General features: G+C 49.3%; 22 protein-coding genes. 8 read left to right on the top strand and 14 right to left on the bottom strand.

The window, feature by feature from the left end; all coding sequences use genetic code 11:
* Positions 1-64: 64 nt before the first annotated feature.
* The 8 genes from AC5I6P_RS20180 to AC5I6P_RS20215 all read right to left on the bottom strand — a co-directional run bounded on the left by AC5I6P_RS20180 (position 65) and on the right by AC5I6P_RS20215 (position 7,356).
* Positions 65-1,105, bottom strand: coding sequence for a hypothetical protein (locus AC5I6P_RS20180; RefSeq protein ID WP_495695549.1), 1,041 nt, complete (start codon positions 1,103-1,105; stop codon positions 65-67).
* Between the two features lie 67 nt (positions 1,106-1,172).
* Entirely contained in the window at positions 1,173-1,700 is a 528-nt protein-coding gene (locus tag AC5I6P_RS20185; protein ID WP_495695550.1) for a hypothetical protein, read from the bottom strand.
* Positions 1,701-1,823: 123 nt separating this feature from the next.
* Positions 1,824-2,735 carry a pentapeptide repeat-containing protein gene (locus AC5I6P_RS20190; RefSeq protein WP_495695551.1) on the bottom strand — a complete coding sequence of 304 codons (912 nt, stop codon included), beginning with the start codon at positions 2,733-2,735 and terminating at the stop codon, positions 1,824-1,826.
* Positions 2,736-2,744: 9 nt separating this feature from the next.
* Positions 2,745-3,386 carry a beta-carboxysome protein CcmP gene (gene ccmP / locus AC5I6P_RS20195; RefSeq protein WP_495695552.1) on the bottom strand — a complete coding sequence of 214 codons (642 nt, stop codon included), beginning with the start codon at positions 3,384-3,386 and terminating at the stop codon, positions 2,745-2,747.
* Positions 3,387-3,492: 106 nt separating this feature from the next.
* Positions 3,493-4,380 carry a glycosyltransferase family 2 protein gene (locus AC5I6P_RS20200; RefSeq protein ID WP_495695553.1) on the bottom strand — a complete coding sequence of 296 codons (888 nt, stop codon included), beginning with the start codon at positions 4,378-4,380 and terminating at the stop codon, positions 3,493-3,495.
* A 336-nt stretch (positions 4,381-4,716) separates the two neighbouring features.
* On the bottom strand, positions 4,717-6,102 hold the full coding sequence (locus AC5I6P_RS20205) for a TIGR03279 family radical SAM protein (protein WP_495695554.1): 1,386 nt from the start codon (positions 6,100-6,102) through the stop codon (positions 4,717-4,719).
* Between the two features lie 72 nt (positions 6,103-6,174).
* Positions 6,175-6,453: a hypothetical protein gene (locus AC5I6P_RS20210; protein ID WP_495695555.1), complete on the bottom strand. Its 279-nt coding sequence runs from the start codon at positions 6,451-6,453 to the stop codon at positions 6,175-6,177.
* 24 nt (positions 6,454-6,477) lie between these two features.
* Positions 6,478-7,356, bottom strand: a complete 879-nt coding sequence (locus AC5I6P_RS20215; RefSeq protein ID WP_495695556.1) for an undecaprenyl-diphosphate phosphatase — start codon at positions 7,354-7,356, stop codon at positions 6,478-6,480.
* 283 nt (positions 7,357-7,639) lie between these two features.
* Between AC5I6P_RS20215 and AC5I6P_RS20220 the strand changes: the two genes are divergently transcribed.
* The 4 genes from AC5I6P_RS20220 (at position 7,640) to nadB (ending at position 11,908) form a co-directional block, all read left to right on the top strand.
* Entirely contained in the window at positions 7,640-8,323 is a 684-nt protein-coding gene (locus AC5I6P_RS20220; RefSeq protein ID WP_495695557.1) for a DUF3120 domain-containing protein, read from the top strand.
* A 174-nt stretch (positions 8,324-8,497) separates the two neighbouring features.
* A complete protein-coding gene (locus AC5I6P_RS20225; RefSeq protein ID WP_495695558.1) occupies positions 8,498-9,496 on the top strand; it encodes an FHA domain-containing protein in 999 nt (332 codons plus the stop codon).
* 163 nt (positions 9,497-9,659) lie between these two features.
* Positions 9,660-10,100, top strand: coding sequence for a photosystem II complex extrinsic protein PsbU (gene psbU / locus AC5I6P_RS20230; RefSeq protein ID WP_495695559.1), 441 nt, complete (start codon positions 9,660-9,662; stop codon positions 10,098-10,100).
* Between the two features lie 149 nt (positions 10,101-10,249).
* Complete coding sequence (gene nadB / locus AC5I6P_RS20235; RefSeq protein WP_495695560.1) at positions 10,250-11,908, top strand: L-aspartate oxidase; 1,659 nt, start codon at positions 10,250-10,252, stop codon at positions 11,906-11,908.
* Here the strand turns inward: nadB and AC5I6P_RS20240 are convergent.
* Both AC5I6P_RS20240 and AC5I6P_RS20245 read right to left on the bottom strand, forming a co-directional pair.
* Positions 11,905-12,330, bottom strand: a complete 426-nt coding sequence (locus AC5I6P_RS20240; protein WP_495695561.1) for a DUF4079 domain-containing protein — start codon at positions 12,328-12,330, stop codon at positions 11,905-11,907. The genes nadB and AC5I6P_RS20240 overlap by 4 nt on opposite strands.
* Positions 12,331-12,573: 243 nt before the next feature.
* Positions 12,574-12,885 (bottom strand): DUF1830 domain-containing protein, encoded by a 312-nt coding sequence (locus AC5I6P_RS20245; RefSeq protein ID WP_495695562.1) that lies wholly within the window; start codon positions 12,883-12,885, stop codon positions 12,574-12,576.
* 494 nt (positions 12,886-13,379) lie between these two features.
* Between AC5I6P_RS20245 and AC5I6P_RS20250 the strand changes: the two genes are divergently transcribed.
* Genes AC5I6P_RS20250 through AC5I6P_RS20260 form a run of 3 tightly spaced genes read left to right on the top strand, consistent with a single transcriptional unit; the run spans position 13,380 to position 17,112 of the window.
* On the top strand, positions 13,380-14,945 hold the full coding sequence (locus AC5I6P_RS20250) for a photosystem II high light acclimation radical SAM protein (protein ID WP_495695563.1): 1,566 nt from the start codon (positions 13,380-13,382) through the stop codon (positions 14,943-14,945).
* 51 nt (positions 14,946-14,996) lie between these two features.
* Positions 14,997-16,403, top strand: a complete 1,407-nt coding sequence (locus AC5I6P_RS20255) for a DICT sensory domain-containing protein (protein WP_495695564.1) — start codon at positions 14,997-14,999, stop codon at positions 16,401-16,403.
* A 43-nt stretch (positions 16,404-16,446) separates the two neighbouring features.
* Positions 16,447-17,112: a pentapeptide repeat-containing protein gene (locus tag AC5I6P_RS20260; protein ID WP_495695565.1), complete on the top strand. Its 666-nt coding sequence runs from the start codon at positions 16,447-16,449 to the stop codon at positions 17,110-17,112.
* A 29-nt stretch (positions 17,113-17,141) separates the two neighbouring features.
* Here AC5I6P_RS20260 and AC5I6P_RS20265 read toward each other — a convergent pair whose 3' ends face one another.
* From AC5I6P_RS20265 to AC5I6P_RS20275, 3 genes are read right to left on the bottom strand one after another with little or no spacing between them, the layout of a single operon-like run.
* The gene (locus AC5I6P_RS20265) at positions 17,142-17,567 is read right to left on the bottom strand and encodes an acyl-CoA thioesterase (protein ID WP_495695566.1); all 426 of its coding nucleotides are present in this window, start codon (positions 17,565-17,567) and stop codon (positions 17,142-17,144) included.
* A complete protein-coding gene (locus AC5I6P_RS20270) occupies positions 17,567-18,853 on the bottom strand; it encodes an ATP-binding protein (RefSeq protein WP_495695567.1) in 1,287 nt (428 codons plus the stop codon). Before AC5I6P_RS20270 ends, AC5I6P_RS20265 begins: the two co-directional genes overlap by 1 nt.
* A gap of 16 nt (positions 18,854-18,869) precedes the next feature.
* On the bottom strand, positions 18,870-20,384 hold the full coding sequence (locus AC5I6P_RS20275) for a site-2 protease family protein (RefSeq protein ID WP_495695568.1): 1,515 nt from the start codon (positions 20,382-20,384) through the stop codon (positions 18,870-18,872).
* Between the two features lie 395 nt (positions 20,385-20,779).
* On the opposite strand from AC5I6P_RS20275, the gene AC5I6P_RS20280 reads away from it, so the two are divergent.
* Positions 20,780-21,469: an MBL fold metallo-hydrolase gene (locus AC5I6P_RS20280; protein ID WP_495695569.1), complete on the top strand. Its 690-nt coding sequence runs from the start codon at positions 20,780-20,782 to the stop codon at positions 21,467-21,469.
* Here the strand turns inward: AC5I6P_RS20280 and AC5I6P_RS20285 are convergent.
* Positions 21,466-22,167 carry a Crp/Fnr family transcriptional regulator gene (locus tag AC5I6P_RS20285; protein ID WP_495695570.1) on the bottom strand — a complete coding sequence of 234 codons (702 nt, stop codon included), beginning with the start codon at positions 22,165-22,167 and terminating at the stop codon, positions 21,466-21,468. The two genes, AC5I6P_RS20280 and AC5I6P_RS20285, sit on opposite strands and share 4 nt — an antisense overlap.
* Between the last annotated feature and the right edge of the window lie 60 nt (positions 22,168-22,227).

Consider the following 22,227-nt stretch of genomic DNA (forward strand, 5'->3'; position numbering starts at 1 on the left):
AACTCGGGCAAAGAACCGGTTCGAGAACCATGAGAGAAATCCTAGTTTGAAACTGGCTCCTCCATTATTCCTGATTCCACAGGTCTAGAACATGACCCGCGTAGCCATCAAACGCGATCGGGTAAAGGTCAGAGTCGCGAGAGATGTAGAAGACTTGCTGCCCCATCGCCTTCTCTAGGATCGCCAGCATTGCGATCAGGGTTGTTTTTCCTGAGCGCTGCAATCCACCAGCCGCTAGAGTTGGACGCCCCGATAGCTTACGTAAATCGCATCCATCTTCAGCGAGTAGTGACATGAGATAGTTCGCCCGTTCTGCAAGTGGTAGTTGGGTAATTTGCTGGCGGGGCAAGGGAGTACTTGATGCAGGTTGCGCCTGTCCTTCGGAGTTTGCTTCGCTAATCTCAGGAACGATCGGAACCTCTACGGCTCCTAGTCGAGTGTTCTCACCAATGGGTAATTGCTTCTGCACTTGCGACGGTTCTGACTGGTAGAGCGTGTCAAAGTTCATTGCCTCGAAGTCTACAAGAATCTCCTTAGCGCCTGTCTCCATTGACATCTTTTCGCGAATCAGTTCCTCGAACAGTCCAACAATGTCCTGCTTTGACACATCGAACCCGGATAGCTGTCCATTCTGAGAGTGCAGCGAGAATTGACCCATGAAGCTAAACACGAGGCTGTCGTAGCACTCAACAATGACTTCTTTGAGCATTCCCCGTTTGCCGAGTGCATAAAGCAGTTTCAGCAGTTCAGGGCACTCCTTCAAGATGAGGAACTCAGCTTCACGGGTGCTGTGTTCTTCTGCACTGCTTCGGGCTGAGAACACGTTGTAGATTCCGACCGCGAGAGGCGCGATCGCGGGGATGCCGATACCGACCGTTGCTGCCAGCACAACCCCACCCGCGATGCCTAGAACGCCCAATCTGTACCCCCAAGACTTAGCGCGATCAGTCGCCTGAGAATAGTCTTTAACCCACGGACGCAATGCTTGGGAGGCATCTATAGGCGACATGCCAAGCTCTAAGACCATATGCCCGAATACGGTTTCTTCTTTATCGGGAAACGTCTTATCAATCGCGCTGCGACCATACTTTGATAGATTGCTCATGCTGTTCAATACCAATGAACTACTGAGAAGCTCCCAGGCGCGTAAACGGTTGGGAGCTTTGCTTCCACTACATATCGTTGTCAGCTTCCTGTCTCAGGCGACGGCGTTGCAGGCGATACTTCTGCGATTCCCGTCCGGTCAATCGCGTCTGTTCTGCCCAATTACCTAGCGCTAGGGACGCTTCAAATCCAAACACGGCGATCGTCGCCATGATGCAAGCGCCAATGCTGAGCGTTCCGGTAGCGCTGACGATTGGAAACGCCATGAACGCCCCGATAAATTCCACCGCATAGAGCAGGTAGGACAGCAGTTCAGAGCGCTTGTGTCCGCGATCGTGCTCTGTTCTTGCCCAATGCTTGGTTCGTTGCAGCATTGAAGGTTGGTCTTTGTGTTCCTTGGGGTCTACGAACCGTTGCAGCCCTAGCTTGAAGGAAAGCTCATCGGCAACATCAGGCGCATATTTCGGCATCCTGGGAGCAATTTGAAGGTACTGCACTGCCGAAGCAATCAGAGCAGAAAACGCGATCGCGGGGAGCCATCCAATCCCACCGAGTAGCGGGACAAAAATCGGATTCAGCACACGACTGTAGCCCACGATCGAAACCGTTAGAGCAAGTCCTGCACCTGCATACGGGGGTTCGAGTCCCCTCGTTCGCCCTTTTAACTGATTATGGTTTAGGTTGAAGCGCTCTAATCCTAAAGATTAGAGCGCTTCTGTTTAAGGATGGATGCTACCATCGGGCATAAGCGCCCCTTGAAGAAGAGCTTGGCTGAAATTGACCTCTTTTAACTCGACTTCAGTTAATGTTGCGTAGCTCAAATCTACGCGAGTTAAGACAGCACCTCTTAGACAAGCTCTGCTTAAGTTTGCGCCTGCAAGGTTTGCGCCAGCTAGATTTGCGCCTCTAAAGTTTGTGCCTGTGAGGTTTGCGCCTGCAAAATTTGCTTTACTGAGATTTGCCCAAGCGCAATCTGCCTTAGAAAGATTAGCTTCGCTCAAGTTAGCGCCAACTAAATAGGCAGCGATCAGATGAGCTTGCACTAGATTTGCTTTATGCAACTGCGATCGATACAAATGCGCTTGAGCAAGTTCCGCTTCATATAATGTTGCTGCCGAAAAATTGGCTTGGGCCAAATTTGCTTCAGTCAGATTGGCATGGCTCAAATCGGCCCGTCTCAAATCAGCATCACTCAGGTCAGCTTTCCGAAATGTTGCGCCTCTCAGCTCAGTTCCAATCAAATTGACATGGCTTAAATCAGCGTGGTTGAACGTCGCACCCTTTAAATCTGCGCCAATAAAGTTTGCAAAACTCAAATCTGCACCGCGAAAGTCAGCGCCAATTAGACTCGCATCTATGAATTCTGCGTAGGCAAGCTTGGCGTCAATGAGTTCAGCTTTGTGCAACATGGCTTGGTTTAACGTGGCATAACTGAGATTCGCAGCAATCAGCTTTGTCCAACTGAGATTGGCTCGGCGTAAGTTAGCGTAGCTCAAATTTGCACCCCGAAAATTTGAGCCATCAAGTTCGGCATCACTGAGGTTAGGCTGAAGCTTGGAATGCTGCGATCGCCACTCTAGCCACGCCACCGCTCCTTGTTGCAGCAGCATCAGATGCATTGGATCTGCCATTGCTGCCTCTTATTCGTTGCGAACGGTTGTCAGATCATCGCGCCCCGGCAGACTTTCCATCACTTCAACCACGGCTCTTGATGCAGCCGCAATATCTCGCTCTTCTCCGCCTAAATACAATCTCCCAAAGCTGCCAACAGCGGAGATTTGTAGAATGTTGATCAACGCTGCTTTTTCTGCTTCATTCGCTGCTAATGCCGCATATGCCGCAGGCTCGACCTCAAATACATAGAGGGTTTGCCCTGCCAAAATCATATTGCCGCGCCGCGTTCGGTTAATGAGTTGTGTATGGTGAGCGTCAATATTGCGAATAATTTGGCTCGAAATCACCCGTGGCTTGAGGCAATCCTGCTGACGCACATCCAATGCGCTGAGAACTGCTTTTCCGGCTGCCTGCACTTCACCTTGATTGCTGGCATGAATCTCTAATAAACCATACAGCCGTTCTACAATCTGCACACCAGGACGCACAACGGCTGACTTCATCGCCACGTCCATAATGCGATTGATTTCAATGCCTGGAGAAATTTCTAGCCAGAGGGAGGCATCTCCCGGTAAAGGTAGAAATCCTAAGGACTCGGTGCCCATGTAGGCAGCATGCTGAGGCTGGAGGCGATCGATATAAACGTAGCTGCGAAGATCAATACCCAAGGTGCGCTCACAAATCTGAAGGCATCCTTAAGTATACGGTTTTGTAACACTTTGAACAGCTTGAGAATGTAATTCTCGTGATAACTCGCTGTTATGAATCGCTGAGTTAAAAGACAGCAAGATTGGACTGCGGTTCTAGTTTACGCTGCTCTTGTTTTTTGTACCGAAGCCGTTTCGGTAAGAAATAGAGCCAGTTTTTTGACTTCGTTAAATAGCGCAGCACTGTGCCTAAGCATTGAAGTCGCTCAAGGGGAGTAATCGGTGCTTTGAGCAGAGCTTTCACGAACCCGACCGAGCCACGTTCCCAAAACAGGTTTCGTTTACGATCGCCGCTCTGCCAGAGTTGACGAGCTTTGGCTGAGGGAAGACAGGTTGATTGCTTGAGGTGAAATCGTCGAAAGAACAGCGTTTCAGGAATTTGCATAAAGCGCCCCTGTAAACTTAGCTCGGCTAACATCACGCGATCGCTGCCATAGTTACTCCGCTGAGGCTGGATATTGCGAAGATTTTCCGAACGAATCAAGCCAAAGATCTCATAGCACCAAAACGTTTGCAGCACAATTCCTGCAAAGCGCTCCGACGCGCTCCAGTCATCAAGACGACGAGGACGGTCCAGCTTGGGAGCTTGTGCATTTCCTGCCCAATCGATGCGTCCTGTAGCAGACGAGCACAAAACCACAGACGGATTATTGTCTAAGACTTCTACACACTGTTCTAGAAACGTTGGTGCACAGAGGTCATCGTGGGCAGCCCACTTAAAGTATTTGCCCCGCGACAGCCGAAATACATAATTGAAATTTTCAGCTGCACCAGTGTTGTGGGTGTGGCGATAGTAGCGAATTCGAGAATCTTTGGCGGCGTAGGCTTGGCAAATTTCAGGAGTGCGATCGCTAGAGGCATTATCCGACAGAATGATCTCAAAATCAGTAAATGTTTGGGCCAAAAGCGACTCTAAAGCAGCTTCTAAAAAATCTTCGCCATTAAAAACGGGCATTCCAATCGAGACAAGAGGTAGATTGCCGTGCATATCGGATTCCTTCAAGCAATGGAGTTAAGGATTGATTAGGTGTTGTGGTCTACGAGAAGGGCTTGATCTAATTGTCTGCTGACTCCCTAGTGATTTGGGTGAATTTACGGTGCAGTTTTGATATTTTTTTTATGAATCAATTTATACCGAGGTACTCAACACCAGGGTAAGCCAGAGGACCAACTTATCAAAGCAGGAAGAGAGGCGCTTGCTGCAAAGCTTTCAGCCCATTGAGCTACATTTAGCAGTCTACTAAAAGTCAAGGAAAACCATGAATTACTGAGTAAATTGCTGAACAAATATTCAGTAATTACTCGCGGTACAGACTTGCTGAGGAGCGGCATAAATAACTTCAGCGCTTGGGTCACAACAGGTCTCAATCAACTGATCCACGTCTTGAACAATCCAAATCTTAGTGTTCAGCTGTTGTGCAAGCTCTTCTACCTTCATATCGTCTAGGAAGACCGTGGCATCATGTTTGAGCATCACTGAAGGCAATAAAATCCCGTCTCCTAAATTCTCTCCTTGCAATGCTTGTAGAATATCTTGACCCGTTAACAATCCAGTGACAGTCATGGTTTGTCCCCAATATTCGCTGTTGATGGCGATCATGTTGACGGTTAGATTTTCAACTTGGTTGAGACGTTGAACGAGCGGCTCAAATGCCAACTCGACTGCATTTCCAACAATCCAACTAAATTGATAGGATTGCTCAATCTTTTGAGGCAACCGTTCTGCCGCTCTCCCAAACTCCTTCAAGAACAGCCGAATTGAGCCAACTCCATTCCCAATTTGCGGATAATCTTCATAGTGTGATTCAGGAGGAACCTCTTGACCCGCAATCAAAAACCACTCATCGGCAAGCCATGCGAAGGTCGAGCCAAAGCTCTGACGAAACTGGGCTTGCAAGGCTTCAACTTGCGCGATCGCTTCTCGGGCTTTCTCACGAGTCACCGGAACTAACTCATCTTCGGTCGGGCGAAAGCGCGTCAGACCAACCGGAACGACAGCCACCGATGTTACAGTCGGCACGTCACCTTGATGAAACTGAGCTAAATCGAGCAATGTGCGGGTCAAGTGGTCACCGTCGTTAATTCCAGGGCAAAGAACCACTTGAGCATGAATTTGCAACCGCCGCGCTTGAAACCATTCCAACTGCTTCATCAGGTGTCCAGCTCGAGGATTTTTGAGTAGGCGGCTTCTGACCTCTGGTTCTGTGGCATGAACCGAAACATACAGCGGAGAGAGGCGCATCTGCTCAATTCGCTCCCATTCGTGCTGGGGCAAATTTGTCAGGGTGAGATAACTGCCGTAGAGAAAGCTGAGGCGGTAGTCATCGTCTTTGAAATAGAGACTTTCTCGCTTGCCTGGAGGCTGCTGGTCAATAAAACAGAACGGACAGCGATTGGTACACTGAATCAGCCCGTCAAAGAGCGCGTTTTCAAACTCTAGTCCTAAGTCTTCGTCGTAATCTTTCTCAATTTCGACACGATGTGCGTTGCCCTTCGTGTCTAGCACTTCCAAGTCTAAAATTTCGCCTGCACAAAAGAATTGGTAGTCAATTAAATCGCGGGGCTTTTGCCCATTAATGGAGACGACGCGATCGCCTGCCTCAAAGCCGATTTCTTCTGCAATCGACCCTGGCAAAACGGCAGTAATTAAGGCAGGACGAATCGAAGCTTCACTCATGAATTGAAACGGGCTAAGGAATTGAACCTCCAGTCTATCAAGGGGGAAGTAGGTTAGGTGCGCTTCACGCTGTTATCGCAGCAAATCACCCAGATCATCCACGATGATTGAGTTACGAATGACGAACAAATTACTATCGAGCCGTTTGAACCGTTGCTGAACTTCTTCGATCGGAATCTCAGAATTTCTGAGGGCATCTCTTAGTTCAGCCACTCGGGTTGCAACGTGCAGCCGAGCGCTTTCGGTCATAAATTCATTCATACTCGGCAACAGCGAGGCGTATCGCTCAAACAGCCATTCCGCTCGCCACTTCAAATTTTCTAGCGCCTGCCCTCTCGGATCGTCAGTCATCAAACAGGTTGTAATTTTAGTGTCCTATTTCAATGTATGAGATGCGATCGCAATCAACAACGTTACACCCAACGCGAGCCGGTACCACACAAACACCCAGGTACTTTGGCGCTGCAAGAATTTGAGCAACCACGCGATCGAGAGATAGGAAAACACAAAGGCAGAGGCCGTTCCGACTAACAGAGGAATCAACATTGCTGGCTGACCCAACGCATCTTTGCCCTGAATTAAGGTGGCGATAGTCAGTGCTGGAATGCCAAGTAAGAATGAAAACCGAGCCGCAGTACTGCGTTCTAGTCCTAAAAACAAGGCGGCTGTCAAGGTCGATCCCGATCGCGAGGCTCCCGGAAGTAGGGCCACCATTTGACCGAGACCTACTAAAAAGCCATCGCTCACCTGAAGATTTTCAAAACCCCGCTTGCGGCTGCCAAGTTTTTCTGCCAAAGCCAATAAGAGCGACATGACAATCGACATGATCGCAATCAGCAGCGGACTCTCAAACGATGCATTGAGAACTTTTTTAATGAATAATCCTGCTGTCAGGGCGGGAACCGTTCCAACAATAATGCCGACTAAAATCTTCCACTCTTCGCGCTGCCAATCTTTGGTTTGAAACGCCGCGATCGCGCCTGTCAAAATCTGCTGAATGTCTTTCCAAAAATACATTACAACCGCAATCACACTGCCAAACTGAATTGCATCCGTTGCTTCTTTTGTCCAGACCGCTTTCCAACCAAAAATATCGCTAAAGATTAATAGGTGAGCCGTACTGCTAATTGGAAGAAACTCAGTAATCCCTTGTACAAGACCGAGAATCACACCCTGAATGATGGCTATAAGCCCAGTCGTCGGCTCTGTCTGAGCGATAAGATCCGTCAGGGGAGCGAGTTGAAGCCAGTTCATGAATGATCGTCCTTTGGGTTAGCTGCTTGCTCTTGAGTACCTTAGCACTTTAGTTTTTCCGGAGAATGCGATCGCGCTCAGGAATTTCCGCTAGGATAAATTGTGATGCCCAGGGGGGGGATACCCCCCTTAAGCATGATTTACGATTTCTTAGCCCCAGCCCTCTAAATTGATGTGGTAATGTTAAGTAACGTAAATAAAATTAATCAGACTTAAGAATCCATTGTTGTCATCGCCACCCAATTCTGCCTTTTATCCAGATACTGAGATAGCTCAACGCTCAGTGTCTAACCCTTTAGCTCTAGAAACCCCTGTTTCGCCAGCGTCTCGGATCTCTGCTGCCCTCTCTGTGTTTGGCGGGGCGGCGTTCTTGGTATCGGTTCCAGTCTTCTTTGAAGCGCCGCTGGTGCGATCGCTGCCCTTTCTGAGCCTAGCGCTGACCGGGTTTTGGGTGTGGCTTAGCATCACGCTTGCCTCCAAGCCCAAGACGCAGATGTGGGGCGACTTGCTGACAGGCTTTACCTGGACATGGTTAGCCGGATCACTCTACTGGGGATGGTTTCGCTGGGAGCCAGGGCTTCATCTGCCGATCGAAGCGATCGCGCTACCGATCGCCTTGTGGGGCATCACTCATAATTGGTGCAAAATAGGCAACTTCTTTTACCTCGGCTCACTCTTTGGTACGGTCGTCACTGACATCTACTTCTATATTGCCGATCTGATTCCCTACTGGAAACAACTGATGCAGGTCGAACCGGAGGCAGTACGACCCATTTTTCAGCAGGCTTTAGTACAAATGAATACCCCCTGGGGGTTTACTTGGGTGATTGCCCTAGCAACTGTACTACTGAGTGTTGGTATCTTTTCATTCAGGCTCAGAACACTGCATTGGTTCGCATTTAGCGGTGCCGTCCTAGCCACCATTTTTGTAGACAGCCTTTTCTGGGTCGCCGCACTGTTTGCCTAGAGCCCTATTCAGGCGGGGGATTTCCCGGAGACAAAATTAAAATCTTTGCTAAGAACTCGGACATTACTGAGCAACAAACCTTTCTCGTTGTAGAATTCCAAGCGCTACCACTGAAACCTTTTAGTGTGTCAATATGCATCATAGAAACGAATGATGTGTGCCCCTTGAACGCCTGTGGTGACTCTACAACCCGCTCCCCATTTAGTCCTGCATACCGATGCTGAAATCCGTCGATTGCCGTTGGTCAACGGCAACTGCTGGACGTTTGGACGAAGCGAAGATAATACCTTCGTGATTAGCGATCGCTGGATTTCGCGCAATCACGCCATGCTGCAGTCGATGGAAACAGGCGAGTTTTACTTAATTGATCTCGGCAGTCGCAATGGCTCGTTTGTCAATGGTCGCAGGGTCAGCATTCCGGTCACGCTTCGCAACAGAGATCGGATTACCTTTGGGCAAACTGAACTAGAATTTCATTGTCCAGTCAGTCCTTCCACGCATTCTTCTCCAGAACTGGACTCTAAGGATTTTACGGCGACCGCCGCGCTGCATGTGCGGAGTCTTATTTCTGTTTTAGTAGTCGATATCCGCGATTTTACAGGGCTGACACGTCAGCTAGACGAGAAAATTCTATCGGAAGTGATCGGAACATGGTTTCGGCGCGCGGGAGACATCATTCGAGAGTACGGAAGTTGGGTCGATAAATATATTGGCGACGCGGTAATGGCGGTGTGGACACATGGAACCGAAGGCGTGAGCCGTGACGAAACGCTGCAAATTTTCCAAGCGGTCAATGCACTACACAAAATGACCAACAGCTTATACGGCCAATATCCCCTACCTTTTCCGCTCAGAATTGGGGCCGGAATCAACACTGGGTTTGCCATGGTTGGCAACACTGGCAGTGGAGACCGTCCCGATTACACAGCGCTGGGCGACACGGTGAATGCGGCGTTTCGCTTAGAGTCGGCAACCAAACAGATTGGGATGGACATTGCGATCGGAGAAACGACCTATCAGCATGCCTCCCGTCTCATCGATGACTGCGATATTTTCGATCCTTACACCGTGGAGCTTAAAGGCTACGACACTCCCACGCCCACTTATGCGTGCTCCTTTATGGATTTGGACGGCTTTCTTGGCGGCAAAGCTGACATAACCGAGTACAGCTGATGCGCTCTGGTGAGCGATCGTACAACTTGCAGCAGTGATTCTCTTTGCTCCCCTCTTACCGCATTTCCCGAACTTCTTCATCCGAGTGGAACCCGAAAATGCTAGTCTCTAATAAAAGCTGTGTAGTGCGTTTGCTCGATTGAATTGGGAGGGAAACATTAACATGAAAGGTTTGATTCGCTTTTTTGCCACTCTAGCGGTAATGGTTAGCTGTTTAGGATGGGTTTCACAGAGCGCAATGGCAGCAAATCTCGGTCATCCTGGCGTGATGTTGCACTCTTCGACGCTGTTGGCAGCCCCAACCGCCGAAGAACTGCGGAATGTGGTGTCTGATAAACTATCCACCTCATTTGGACGGAAGCTTGATCTGAACAACACAAATGTTCGCTACTTCCGCCAGTATAAGGGCTTGTATCCGACGATCGCAGGACTGATCGTTAAGAATGCTCCCTACGAAAGTGTAGAAGATGTTCTCGATATTCCTGGCTTGACCGCTCAACAGAAAGCCATTCTGGAAGACAATCTAGACAATTTCACCGTCACAGAAGTTACGAAGGAACTAGTTGAAGGTCAAGACCGCATTAATAACGGTGTATACCGCTAAGGTGCTAGGTAGTCTGAACTGAATAAACATTACGTGTTCTTCGTCTGTAAATTTTCGCTCTCCATCTAAAGGTTTGAACCAAGCCGCAACGCTGGCTCAACCGTGGAGAGCGTTTTTTATCCCTAATTCTTTACATGACGGTCTCTCCTGTGAACTCCCTTCCTCAGTTTGATGTTCTTGTCGTAGGAGCGGGTGCGGCTGGGCTTTACACCGCACTGTGCTTGCCGCAACAGTATCGAGTTGGGCTAATTACGAAAGATGAAGTATCTCGCTCTGCTAGCGATTGGGCACAAGGCGGCATTGCGGCGGTCATCGACCCTCAAGACTCGACGGAATTACATATTCAAGACACGCTGAAAGCAGGGGTTGGACTGTGTGACTATGATGCGGTGAAGTTTTTGGTGGAAAACGCGTCGGAGTGTATTCATCACTTAGTTGATCTAGGGGTGGGATTTGATCGGCGTGGACAAGATCTGGCCTTGACGCTAGAAGCCGCCCATTCTCGCCGCCGAGTGCTCCATGCGGCAGATACTACAGGTCGAGCGGTGGTGAGTCGGCTTGCCGAACAGGTTCTCAGTCGGAAAAACATTCAGGTTTTATCGCAAGCGTTTGTACTGGATCTGTGGTTAGACGGTCAAGTGTGTCAGGGTGTGAGCGTGTTCTATGGAGAGCGGCTACACTGGGTGAGATCGCGGGCTGTCATTCTCGCGACAGGCGGCGGCGGACAGGTGTTCGCGCAAACGACTAATCCTGCGGTTAGTACAGGTGATGGGGTGGCAATTGCCCATCGGGCTGGAGCCGTTCTTCGCGATTTAGAATTTGTTCAATTTCACCCAACGGCACTCACTAAACCCGGTGCGCCTCGGTTTCTCATTAGTGAAGCCGTTCGAGGCGAAGGAGCGCATCTCGTTGATCGTGTCGGACATCGTTTTGCGTTTGATTATCATCCTGCTGGAGAGTTAGCGCCTAGAGATGTAGTCAGTCGTGCCATCTTTAGCCATTTGCAGAATACAGAACTCGATCCAGCGTCAGCAAATGTTTGGTTAGATTTGCGTCCGATTCCGGCTAAAACGATTCAGCACCGTTTCCCAAATATTATTGGGGTGTGTCAGCGCTGGGGCATTGATGTCTTTCAAGACCCGATTCCAGTAGCTCCAGCAGCGCACTACTGGATGGGCGGTATCAATGCCGATTTGACCAATCAAACGTCGATCGCTCGGCTATACGCGGTTGGTGAAACGGCAAGTACCGGCGTGCATGGCGCGAATCGGCTGGCGAGTAATTCACTGTTGGAATGCTTGGTGTTTGGAGCGCAGTTCGCTCAATTAGCTTTGGAAGACTTGCCTGAACTAGGTGATCAGTCCTGCGAAGCCTCGGTTCAGCCGCCAAAATTCTCTGACCTTGAGAAAGTTCAGGCGATGCGGCTAGAGTTGCCGCGCGTCGTATGGCAAGGGGCCGGAATTTGTCGTGATGAAAAAAACTTAGACGCTGCGATCGCGCAAGTTCAGTCTTGGCAAACTGACTTTCGCACCCTTGCTCTGAGTCAAACGTTACTCAATCTCACTCCGCATCACTCTTTTCAGTTTAAGGTGCCCGATGCGGATCAGATCTGCCGTGATTGGGGTGAACTGCACAACTTATTAGAAATTGCAGATTTAATTCTGAGAAGTGCAAAGTTCCGCACCGAAAGCCGAGGCGGGCACTATCGATCAGATTATCCTGACCCTATTTCAGAGTGGCAAGTACATACGATCGTTCAATCTGGATCTTGGCGAACGTCGGCTGTGACTCCAGAAAAACCATTCTAGAGATATTTCTGAACCACTTCCCAACCTGTGATCGACGCCCAAACTAAGCCGGCGCAGAGCAGAACATTTGCGATGAGATGAACCGAGCGCGCCCACGGGCGAGTGCGAATTTGAGCAGCACTCCAAGCCGATAGAAAGACCAGTTCAACCACGGTTAAGCCTGAGAACAAGTGAGACGAATGCCCTAAGCTGCCGTAGTGCCCCAATGTACCCACAATGCCAATTGCGAGCAGCACCAAAATCAGCAGTGCGATCGCAACACCGGTGACGACATGTAGCGGGCGTAGCCACTGGGGCTGAATGGACGGACGGAAGATGAGAAAGCTGAATCCGGTGACCGCTTGAAGAAGGTAGGCTGCGATCGCGAGTCCCATTGCCCAAGCCGCAATTTTCCACAGCCAAAGAAATGATGGCAAGTCCAAAATGTTAATCCTAAAGCAAAGCCTTATTTTAGTGTTTTAGAAAAAAGAGCAGCAACTTTCCCCTCGCGGCTGCTCTTCACACTGAACCCTTGCTCTTTACTTCGCCCTTAACACTTGCTCTTTCTACATAGCTTGAATGCTTTTTTTGCGACAGAAACAGATGCTTTTGCACTAATCATTTCACAGATCAATATCAAGCGTTTTATTCAATTTTTCTTAATGTTGTCGGGTCAAAACTATGCATTACTCGGCAGAGGTTAAGACTGTAGAAGACGCTGCTTCAGCCTCAATCTCTTGAACGCTTTGCAAACACAAGGTCAAGCATGGAATGGTATCAGACAGAATGGCGCTTGCCATCATGCCCGAGTGAATCTCTAGATGAGCTTCAGGGAGGGCTTCAAACATCAGCCGTTGCCCCGGAAAAACAACTCGCTCGAAATACCAGTTTGCGATATTTGTAATTCGAGCAATCTGAATTTGGCTCGTTGCATTTACATAGCAGCAGACGACGTAATCCGAGCTGTCAGAAGGAATTGGGTCGAGAATCTGAGCCATGATCAAAATGACACCTTTTGTGTAGGGAGTGAGTTAGTAATCGAACACTAACACTCTAGGATTTTGGACAACTGTAAACACGATTACCAACCGCTTTTCCTACTCAGAAATCTTTCTCAGGATAGAGCCGTACGCCTTGTCCTATCGGAGGATAGATTTCTGTTTATTTAGATTAAGAATTCGTGCATCAACTAATGTAGCTTTCTGTTTACATTTGGTGTAAGCCGCTTAGAAAACACTTTGTTGAGATCTAGAAATAAAAAAGCGATGAACGGCAGACGCCTTGCGCGTCAAGTGCGAAAGACCTCCATCTACCAAATTCGACCTCCAAAGCCGCAAGTTTCCCAAAAAACGATGCAGAGTTCTGGTGTGAATGATATCGTAAAGTTATGTGAAAAAGCTTTCAGAATCGTGAGATACAAGCGGGCTTTACAACTGCCGATCCAAAGTTAGGCGGTTTGGAGACGCAAGCATTTTTATTTGGTAACGCTGTCATGGAAACTCGGATTCTCTACGTTCGCCTACCCTGCAACCCCATCTTCCCGATTGGCGCAGTTTATCTTGCCGACCACGTTCATAAACAGTTTCCAAACGTCGCGCAGCAAATCCTTGATTTGGGTACGATTCCGCCGTTAGATTATGCCTCGGCACTCGATGCCTGTATTGACGACTTTAAGCCGACGCTGCTGGTTTACTCTTGGCGCGATATTCAAATTTATGCGCCAGTCGGTGGTCGGGGTGGAAATCCGCTTCAGTATACGTTTGAGTATTATTACGCTCGTAATCCTCTGCTCAAAATTCGAGGGGCACTCGGTTTGCTTCGCATCGCGTCAGGGTACTACGGAGAACTATGGCGGAATCTAGGCCTGATTAAGCGGGGCGTTAAGCGAGCCAAGCGCTACCGTCCTGAAGCGCGAGTCGTTGTGGGCGGCGGTGCAGTTAGTGTGTTCTATGAGCAAATTAGCAGAACGCTGCCTAAAGGCACGATCGTTTCGGTCGGTGAAGGGGAGACGCTACTAGAGAAGCTGCTGCGGGGACAAAGTTTTCTAGATGAGCGCTGCTATGTTGTGGGTGAAACGAAACCGCGCGATCGCATGATTCACGAGTTTCCGACACCAATTGAGAAAAGCGCCTGCGACTACAATTACATCCAGTCGATCTGGAGGGACTTTGAGTACTACTTTCAGTCAGAAGACTTTTATATCGGGGTACAGACAAAACGCGGCTGCCCGCACAACTGCTGCTACTGTATCTACACCGTCATTGAAGGCAAGCAAGTACGGATTAACCCCGCTGATGAAGTTGTGAAGGAAATGCAGCAACTCTACGATCGCGGTATTCGAAATTTTTGGTTTACAGACGCTCAATTTATTCCAGCAAAACGATATATTGACGACGCAGTGGAACTACTGCAAAAGGTTCTAGATGCAGGAATGAAGGATATTCATTGGGCAGCCTATATTCGCGCTGACAATCTGACGCCAGAACTGTGCGATCTGATGGTCAAGACGGGGATGAACTACTTTGAAATCGGGATCACGAGCGGTTCCCAAGAGCTTGTCCGCAAAATGCGGATGGGGTACAATCTGCGGACAGTTTTAGAGAACTGCCGCGATCTAAAAGCGGCTGGATTTAATGATGTGGTATCGGTGAACTACTCGTTTAACGTAATTGATGAGCGACCGGAAACCATTCGTCAAACAATCGCTTACCACCGTGAGCTAGAGCGCATCTTTGGGGCAGATAAAGTAGAGCCTGCCATTTTCTTCATCGGATTGCAGCCCCACACGCATCTGGAAGAGTATGCTTTCAAAAACGATATTCTTCAGCCCGGATACGACCCGATGAACGTGAAACCGTGGACGGTCAGAAAATTGCTGTGGAATCCAGAACCGCTGGGTTCATTTTTTGGGCGTGTTTGCCTAGAAGCTTGGCAACGCAACCCCAATGATTTTGGGCGTGAAGTGATGCGTATTCTAGAAGCAAAACTAGGGCAAGCTGATTTGGAAGAAGCCTTAACGGCTCCGATCGCAAAAGCTGAACTCGTCGGTGCCACTTAGATTTAGCAAGACCCAAGATTTCCGTTTTGAACTCTTACCTATATCTCTCTTATGTTGGAAGGCTCAATTCTGCAAGATCTGAAACTCGCTCACCAGACCGAAGGCGGGGGTAAGCGTCCCTTAAATTTTGGGGTGTATTACAAAAATACGCTTGTTTCGCTGTGTCATGCCCTTGAGGACTGCATTCTGACGTGCAGTAGTGCGCCGCTTGTCGTCACCGCCTTTCAGCGAGGGAAATGGTATCTCGAAGAGGCCGATCGCTATGCCGAACTCGCCGATCGTGCCCAGCACGTCGCGATCTTGGCATCGCCTGACACGGGCTTTGCTGAACATCCAACCAGCCAAAAAGCGAATGTGGATTTGGTTGCTCTAGAAAAGAGCGATCCAGTCGCGCAAGAATGGCATCTGATGATCTTTGGGCCAACTTATACCGCGATGGTGCTGTGTCAGGAGATTTCCGAGGAAGATTACGGCGCTCGGGGAGTTCCCAAAGACGATTTAGAGCGTAAGTTTTACGGGTTCTGGACGTTTGAGGCAGAACTGGTTCGGGAAGCGGTCGAGATTGCGATCGCTCACATTGATTCCTACAACTCCGACCTCGCCAACTCCCTGCGGTCACAGGTCAAGGCAATTATTGCGGAAGCTCAAACGCGCGATCGCGACGAAGTCTATACCGCCGTCTCTAAAGTTGTCGATTATCTGCAAACGGGTCAACAGCATCTCGATCGTTATCAGGAAGGATTGGATAACAATTTGGTCTCAAATGAGCTTCAAGCCTTTTTACGATTGGCACAGCTCATCGATCAAACCGACATCAGCAATCCAATGGCAGCCGCCGAAGTTGCGACCCTCGCCGAGGCAATGGGACAGGTATTGGATCTTCCCGTGTGGCAGATGAATCGACTACGGTTAGCAGGGCTATTGCATCGGTTGGGCTTCTTGCAATCTGATAGCGTTCTCAGTCCAGGGAATTTTGGTCATCAGAATAATGACCAGCCTACGCCGTTGAGTTGCCCGATCGTGCCGGGAGCGCAAATTCTACGAACCATGCAGCGACTGAAAGCGATCGCAACCATTATTACTCACGAGTCGGAATGGTGGAACGGTCAAGGACTGCCTGCTGGACTTGCGGGAGACGAAATTCCGTTAGAGTCCAGAATTTTAGGGCTGTTAGTCGCATTTCAGCAACGGGTCGCGGATGCTCGGTCAAGCGAAGATCATGCTCGCACTGAAACAGCATTGTCCGATGCGTTTGCTGCTTGTCAAGCCGAAACGAACGAGCGCTGGGATCCAAAACTCGTTGAAGCGCTGTCGCTACTGGTCAGTGCGATGCAACAAGGGATGAATCTTTCAGTGAATCTGCCAAAAATTGCGGCTGGCATGTGGCTGCTAGATTCTCATTCCGATGACGATTTGCTGGACTTAGCCAGTTTAGATGCAACTCAGGTCGTGTCATAAGCCTCGCCCATTCCCCTTCTTATCCCTTCACCCTCAATGACTTATGGATCTCCAAGCAATTCGCTCAGGTAAGCTTAGACAGTTAGCAGGCGTAGACTTACAGGATGAGGATTTATCGAACGCTGATCTCACTGGCGTTAATTTGGCGGGTGCTAGGCTATCGGGGGCAGACCTGTCGGGCGCAAACCTATCAGGAGCCTCGCTCGAAGGGTCTAACCTCATTGGATGTCAATTTGTTGGGGCTGACCTGCGCTCATCTCTGATCGGGGCAAATCTCATGCAAGCGAACCTGACTGAAGCAGACCTGCGCGGCAGTAACCTACGAGGGGCAAATCTCATGCGTGCCCACTTGACCCGTGCCACCTTAGCGGGTGCATTCTTAAGCGGCGCAAACCTGATTGGCGTTAGTCTTCAAGGGGTTGACTTACGCGGAGCTGACTTGCGCGGAGCAAATCTAACTGGTGTCAACCTCCATGGCGCAAATTTATCCCAAGCCGATTTGCAAGGCGCAGTGCTGAGTGAAGCTAATTTGGAGGAAGCCGATTTGCAAGGCGCAAACTTGGCAGGTGCAAACTTGGCAGGCGCAAATCTGCTCTGTGCTGAGTTACAAGATGCGAATCTTGAAGGAGCCAATCTTTCAAGCGCGTGTCTAGTAGGAACCGTTTTAGATCAGGCACAAAGACCTACAACTTCCAAATTGATCGGCTGATCCTTCTCTCAAGTCTATTGAGGACTAGTCTATTGAGAACGTGTCTGCTCTAACCAGTTTAAAAGCTCAGAGGAAAGGGCTTTTCGAGTTTTGGTTTGGGGATCGATACAAACATGTCGCGTTAGAGCTTTACTCATGAGACGATTCTCATCCAGCCCTGAAGCCGCAAAGAACACGTTATATTGAATTTCAAACGTGGAATCATTCATCTGAGTAGGCGTGAGTTGGAGTGAGATGCGATCGCCGCAGTACATCGGCTTTAGAAAATCTACATTGGCATGAACAATTGGCACAGCCACTTCACCTTTGCCAAAAAATCGTCGAGCCTCAATGCCTGACTGGATAAGAGACGCTTCATAGGCTTCATGACAAATCGACAACAGATTTGCAAAGTAGACGACTCCTGCCGCATCGGTTTCTTGAAATCGAATTGTCCGAGGGTACGTAAAAGACATTAGGAATGACTCAGCGTTAAATCTGCTTTGAGAAAGTCAATAAACTGTCGAGCCGTTCTCCCCGATCGCCCGTTGTGCCGTGTTGCCCACTGCAACGCCTGAAATTCTAACTCTTCCGAACTGATTAGAACCTGGGCTTGCTCGGCTAGATGGCGAACGATGTTCAGATAGGTGGTTTGATCCGCAGGTTCAAAGGTGAGCGTTAGCCCAAAGCGATCGCTAAACGACAATTTCTCCTGAACCGTATCCCAATGGTGAATTTCATCGGCGTCTTTAGGGCGAGGACGCTCATCAAAAAATTCTCGAATCAAGTGGCGGCGATTGGAGGTGGCGTAGACTACGACATTCTGAGGTCTTGCGGTGAGGTTGCCTTCTAATACAACTTTTAGCGCTTTATAGGCGTCGTTATCTTCTTCAAACGATAAGTCATCGACGAAGATAATAAATTTCTGAGGCAGATTGCGTAACTGCTCGACGATCGTAGACAAATCCTTCAGTTCAGATTTGCCAACTTCGATCAACCTCAGGTTGTCATACTCGTGTAGCAACGACTTCACAAGCGATGATTTCCCTGATCCACGGCTTCCATATAGCAGAATATGTAGCGCAGGCAACCCAGCCAATAAAAATTCTGTGTTTTTGACCAGCATATCTCGCTGAGTTTCGTAGCCCACGAGAGAATCAATTAAGAGCGGATCAGGATGCGCGATCGCGTTCAATTGCCCGTTCTGCCATCGAAACGCCGAGTACTGAGCAACCATTCCCGTTCCAAAGGTCTGATAAAACTCTGCCAAGTCAGGAATGGCGGCTGCCCAATCTATCAGCAACTCTAAGTCAGTGCTAAATTGAACAATTCTCCTTTGCCGTGAAGTTTTTGGGTAGAGGAGATGATCCGACCAAGCAGGCGTCTGATCGCTGACCCATTGAGCTATCTGAGCCGTCGAACACTGGTAAATTTGCTGCAAAATTCGCAGATCATGCGCGATCGCATCAACCAAAGCGGGCGGCAACGCTTCTGGAGGTGTGGTTTGAATGGTTCGACTAAACGCATTTTCGACACTTACCATTCGATTGAGCAGATAGTCTTGCCAGCCTTTACCCGTGTGAGCGATCGCAGAAAACCAATCGCCGTATGCTTGAACAACCTCTAGCTGATCTTGCTGCGAGGCCGCTTTTAGCAACGCTAGAAACGCTTGCCCGACTTCATCGTGAAATACCTCCCGATAAATTAGCAGCGACAGACAACGAGCATACAAGTCTTGGGCTGAACCCGCCTTTTTAGTCATGAGATCCTTCGCTCAACTAAATTTGCAACCAGTTCATCAGAAATTTGGGAGTTGGCAAAATAATCAAAATCAAGACCGTCAGTAATGCCAGTCCAACGGCGTCCCGAAAGCTATCGATCTCTGTAACGTCATTCAGCGCGGGTTCATCCATAGCAGGCAGCAACAGCAAGAGAATCGCCCACACCAATAGATGAGGCTGCACAACCGAGAACGCCAGCAGCAAAAAACGCGCAATTTGACCGATAAACGCTCCGGTGCGCTGCCCAAACATAGCGTGAATCATGCGTCCGCCATCCAGCTGTCCGACTGGCATGAGATTAAAAGCTGTGAACAGTAATCCGATCCAGCCCGCGATCGCAAATGGATGAGGCTTGATGGCTGTCTGTGCGACAAACTCACTGCCAAAGGCGAGCTTACTAAAGAGCGAAAACACGATCGAGAACCGAGGATTGAGCGCGTAGAAGTCAAAGATGCCAGCGCGTTGTGAGAGCCCCACAACTTCCGATTGCGTCAATCCCCACGCCAAAAGCGGAATGCTGATACATAATCCCAGCATCGCACCGACAGCTCCGACATCAAACAGTGCCTTGCGATCCGGAATCGGCGATCGAATCTGAATGAATGCCCCAACGGTTCCGAGCGGAAAAAACGACAATGGAATTACGGGAATAAAATACGGCAACGTGGCAGCAATTTTATACTTCCGAGTCGTCAGAAAATGCCCAATTCCCCGCAGGGCAAAAAATGACATCGCTGGTAGGGCATAGGGCAACCCATCGATCAACACCAATGGGCTAGAAATCACGCGACCTGCCATTTGCAGCCCCGCCAAGACTGTTGTAATTAGCGTGACCACTGCCAATCCAGAAGCAATGCCAGGACGTATTAGCTTTCTTCTAGCGCCAGACGAAAACAGATTGGTTTGAGGCTCTTTAACTTGAGAGTAGGGATTGGGAACGAGAGCAAAAAACGGATCGGTGCGATGCCCTTCTTGGAAAACGACGTAGAAGCGATCGCTAAACTGAGCCTCAATGTTCTCCCGAACCGTTCGATAGGCAATTTCTGGCGTCGCCCGGAGCTTGCCCCGACAGATCACCGCTTGGGGCCGATATTCAATATGCTGCAAATAATAGATTGACCATAGAAAACACCCTTGCAGCCGATCTTCTTCATCTTGGGTAATGGGACGCAACGGTTGCTCTGCTTGAATTTCTGGCGTTGGTTCAGGAAGATTTAACGGTTGCGGAGCGATCGGATCAAGGGCAGAATCATTCCGGGGCGTTTGCACAGGCTTTGCAATTCGTCCCCATCGAATTAAAAATACGTAGAGCACCAGGCAGCCAACGAACAGCGCGATCACAAGTTCCCTTGGCATCACGCGCTGACCTCGATGCGCGATCGCCCACGCTCCCAGGATCAGTGCAGGCATCATCGCTACTAGCCACAAGAGCCAAATGGGAGTGCGAGTGATACCACTCACCCGTTGCACAACAAAATAGGTGATTAACCCAAGTAGCAGTAACCAGATCATGCGCTTAGAAGGCAGTGAATTTGCTGAACATGCGCCGTGTTAGAAAAGACTGCACGAACCTTAGAAAAACTTAAACATATCATCAACGAGTTAGCGATGGAATGAAATAGCAAAGCCAATTAAAACAGACGCTTTTCACATCTTTGCGAAACAATCTGGCACAATCAGCAAGGGCACTTCTCAGGATCTAATCCAATGTGCGACTTTCTTGAATGCCTGCTATGGCTACCCTCACCTTAGCCTTCTCCTACAGAAGAGAAGCAGAACGTATCTGAAAGCCCTTCTCCTCTGGCAAAAGGGTTGGGATGAGGGCAGGTTAGTTACACCTCTCACGCTCTAGCTTGATCGTCTCATTGAAACACCAGTCCTTTCATTCTTTATACTTCTGAGCCGCTGTGCCTTCCCTAAAGCAACCCCGCCGTGTGCTGGATGACGTCGAGCCATCCTGTCCTCACACTACTATTTACGCCTTTCCTCCTAATCGTGACACACTGGGAGGAACCGCTTATCTCATTGTAGAAAAAGAGGGAAACATTCTGATTGATTGTCCTGCCTGGGATGACGCAAATCAGCAGTTTTTGCATGCTCAAGGTGGCGTGCGATCGCTCCTTTTAACTCACCGCGGCGGCATCGGCAAAGTGAGCGAGATTCAACACGCCTTTCAGTGTGAAATATTCATTCAAGAACAGGAAGCCTACTTGCTGCCAGGGTTAGCCCTAACACCGTTTCAGCAAGAATTTGCTCTAAGCTCTGATGCTCGAGCACTTTGGACTCCCGGACATTCTCCAGGCTCATCTTGCTTATACCTCAATGCTTGTGGTGGAGTGCTATTTTCGGGGCGACATCTGCTGAGCGATCGTCAAGGCAACCCCACGCCTCTTAGAACCGCGAAAACATTTCATTGGAAGCGCCAAATTCGTCACGTGCGATCGCTATTGGATCAATTCACGCCGGAAACGTTGAATTTTATCTGCCCTGGTGCAAGCATCGGATTCTTGCGAGGAAAATCTGCGATCGACCAGGCCTACGTGAAACTGGCGCATCTTGATTTAGACGCCTGCCTCACGACTGTGCCGTTGCTCTAGATCATCATTCGTTCTAAGGCATGCGTATCGGGGATGCAGAGAATGTCACGATCGCGCACAATCAGGCCTTTCTTTTCTAGCTTACTTAACACCCGCGTCACCGTTTCTCGTGCCAATCCACTGAGGCTGCTGAGTTCCCGGTGGGGCAGATTTGGAATCTCAGTTCCGTTCTCGCTGCGCTTCCCCTGACCGTCGGCAAGAAATAGCAAAATGTCAGCAACTCGTGACGTGCTATCCGACTCCCGCAACCGGAGCCGACGATTTACCTGCCTCAGCCGTCGCGCCATCAACTGAGATAATCGAATTCCAGACTGGGGTTCGGTGTTGAGAAGCTGCACAAAATCTTGAGCGGGCATGTTGCCAATCACAGTCGGAGCAAGCGTGATCACATCCGTCGAGCGCGGTACTTCATCTAAAGGAGCCATTTCTCCAAATAGCTCTCCCTTACCCAAAATATTGAGCGTGACTTCTTTGCCGTCCAGGTTGTACGTCCGAATCTTCACCCACCCACTCAAAATAAAATAGACTGAACTCCCCCAATCGTTTTCGAGCAAAATCACTTGATTAGCGGGATGCGCCCGCATCACTACATGCGCGATCGCTTTGTCCACCACCCCATCAGACAACCCTTCAAAGAAGGGAGCCGTGCGAATCGATGCACTCATACTAGTGTCGCGAAAGTTATGCCAATCTTCCATTGGGACGCTGTTCTAAACGATGCAGTCATTTCAAACAAGCAAAGGTTCTATCCGGCCTGA

It is taken from the genome of Myxacorys sp. (assembly GCF_059501405.1).

What these genes read in the sequence shown, in the direction of transcription:
- AC5I6P_RS20200 (WP_495695553.1), bottom strand. Translation starts at nt 4,380, where the DNA reads ATGCCCGTTTTTAATGGCGAAGATTTTTTAGAAGCTGCTTTAGAGTCG.
- AC5I6P_RS20190 (WP_495695551.1), bottom strand. Translation starts at nt 2,735, where the DNA reads ATGGCAGATCCAATGCATCTGATGCTGCTGCAACAAGGAGCGGTGGCG.
- AC5I6P_RS20270 (WP_495695567.1), bottom strand. Translation starts at nt 18,853, where the DNA reads ATGACTAAAAAGGCGGGTTCAGCCCAAGACTTGTATGCTCGTTGTCTG.
- AC5I6P_RS20255 (WP_495695564.1), top strand. Translation starts at nt 14,997, where the DNA reads ATGTTGGAAGGCTCAATTCTGCAAGATCTGAAACTCGCTCACCAGACC.
- AC5I6P_RS20210 (WP_495695555.1), bottom strand. Translation starts at nt 6,453, where the DNA reads ATGACTGACGATCCGAGAGGGCAGGCGCTAGAAAATTTGAAGTGGCGA.
- AC5I6P_RS20250 (WP_495695563.1), top strand. Translation starts at nt 13,380, where the DNA reads ATGGAAACTCGGATTCTCTACGTTCGCCTACCCTGCAACCCCATCTTC.
- AC5I6P_RS20275 (WP_495695568.1), bottom strand. Translation starts at nt 20,384, where the DNA reads ATGATCTGGTTACTGCTACTTGGGTTAATCACCTATTTTGTTGTGCAA.
- AC5I6P_RS20265 (WP_495695566.1), bottom strand. Translation starts at nt 17,567, where the DNA reads ATGTCTTTTACGTACCCTCGGACAATTCGATTTCAAGAAACCGATGCG.
- AC5I6P_RS20285 (WP_495695570.1), bottom strand. Translation starts at nt 22,167, where the DNA reads ATGGAAGATTGGCATAACTTTCGCGACACTAGTATGAGTGCATCGATT.
- AC5I6P_RS20180 (WP_495695549.1), bottom strand. Translation starts at nt 1,105, where the DNA reads ATGAGCAATCTATCAAAGTATGGTCGCAGCGCGATTGATAAGACGTTT.
- AC5I6P_RS20205 (WP_495695554.1), bottom strand. Translation starts at nt 6,102, where the DNA reads ATGAGTGAAGCTTCGATTCGTCCTGCCTTAATTACTGCCGTTTTGCCA.
- AC5I6P_RS20260 (WP_495695565.1), top strand. Translation starts at nt 16,447, where the DNA reads ATGGATCTCCAAGCAATTCGCTCAGGTAAGCTTAGACAGTTAGCAGGC.
- AC5I6P_RS20245 (WP_495695562.1), bottom strand. Translation starts at nt 12,885, where the DNA reads ATGGCTCAGATTCTCGACCCAATTCCTTCTGACAGCTCGGATTACGTC.
- AC5I6P_RS20215 (WP_495695556.1), bottom strand. Translation starts at nt 7,356, where the DNA reads ATGAACTGGCTTCAACTCGCTCCCCTGACGGATCTTATCGCTCAGACA.
- psbU (WP_495695559.1), top strand. Translation starts at nt 9,660, where the DNA reads ATGAAAGGTTTGATTCGCTTTTTTGCCACTCTAGCGGTAATGGTTAGC.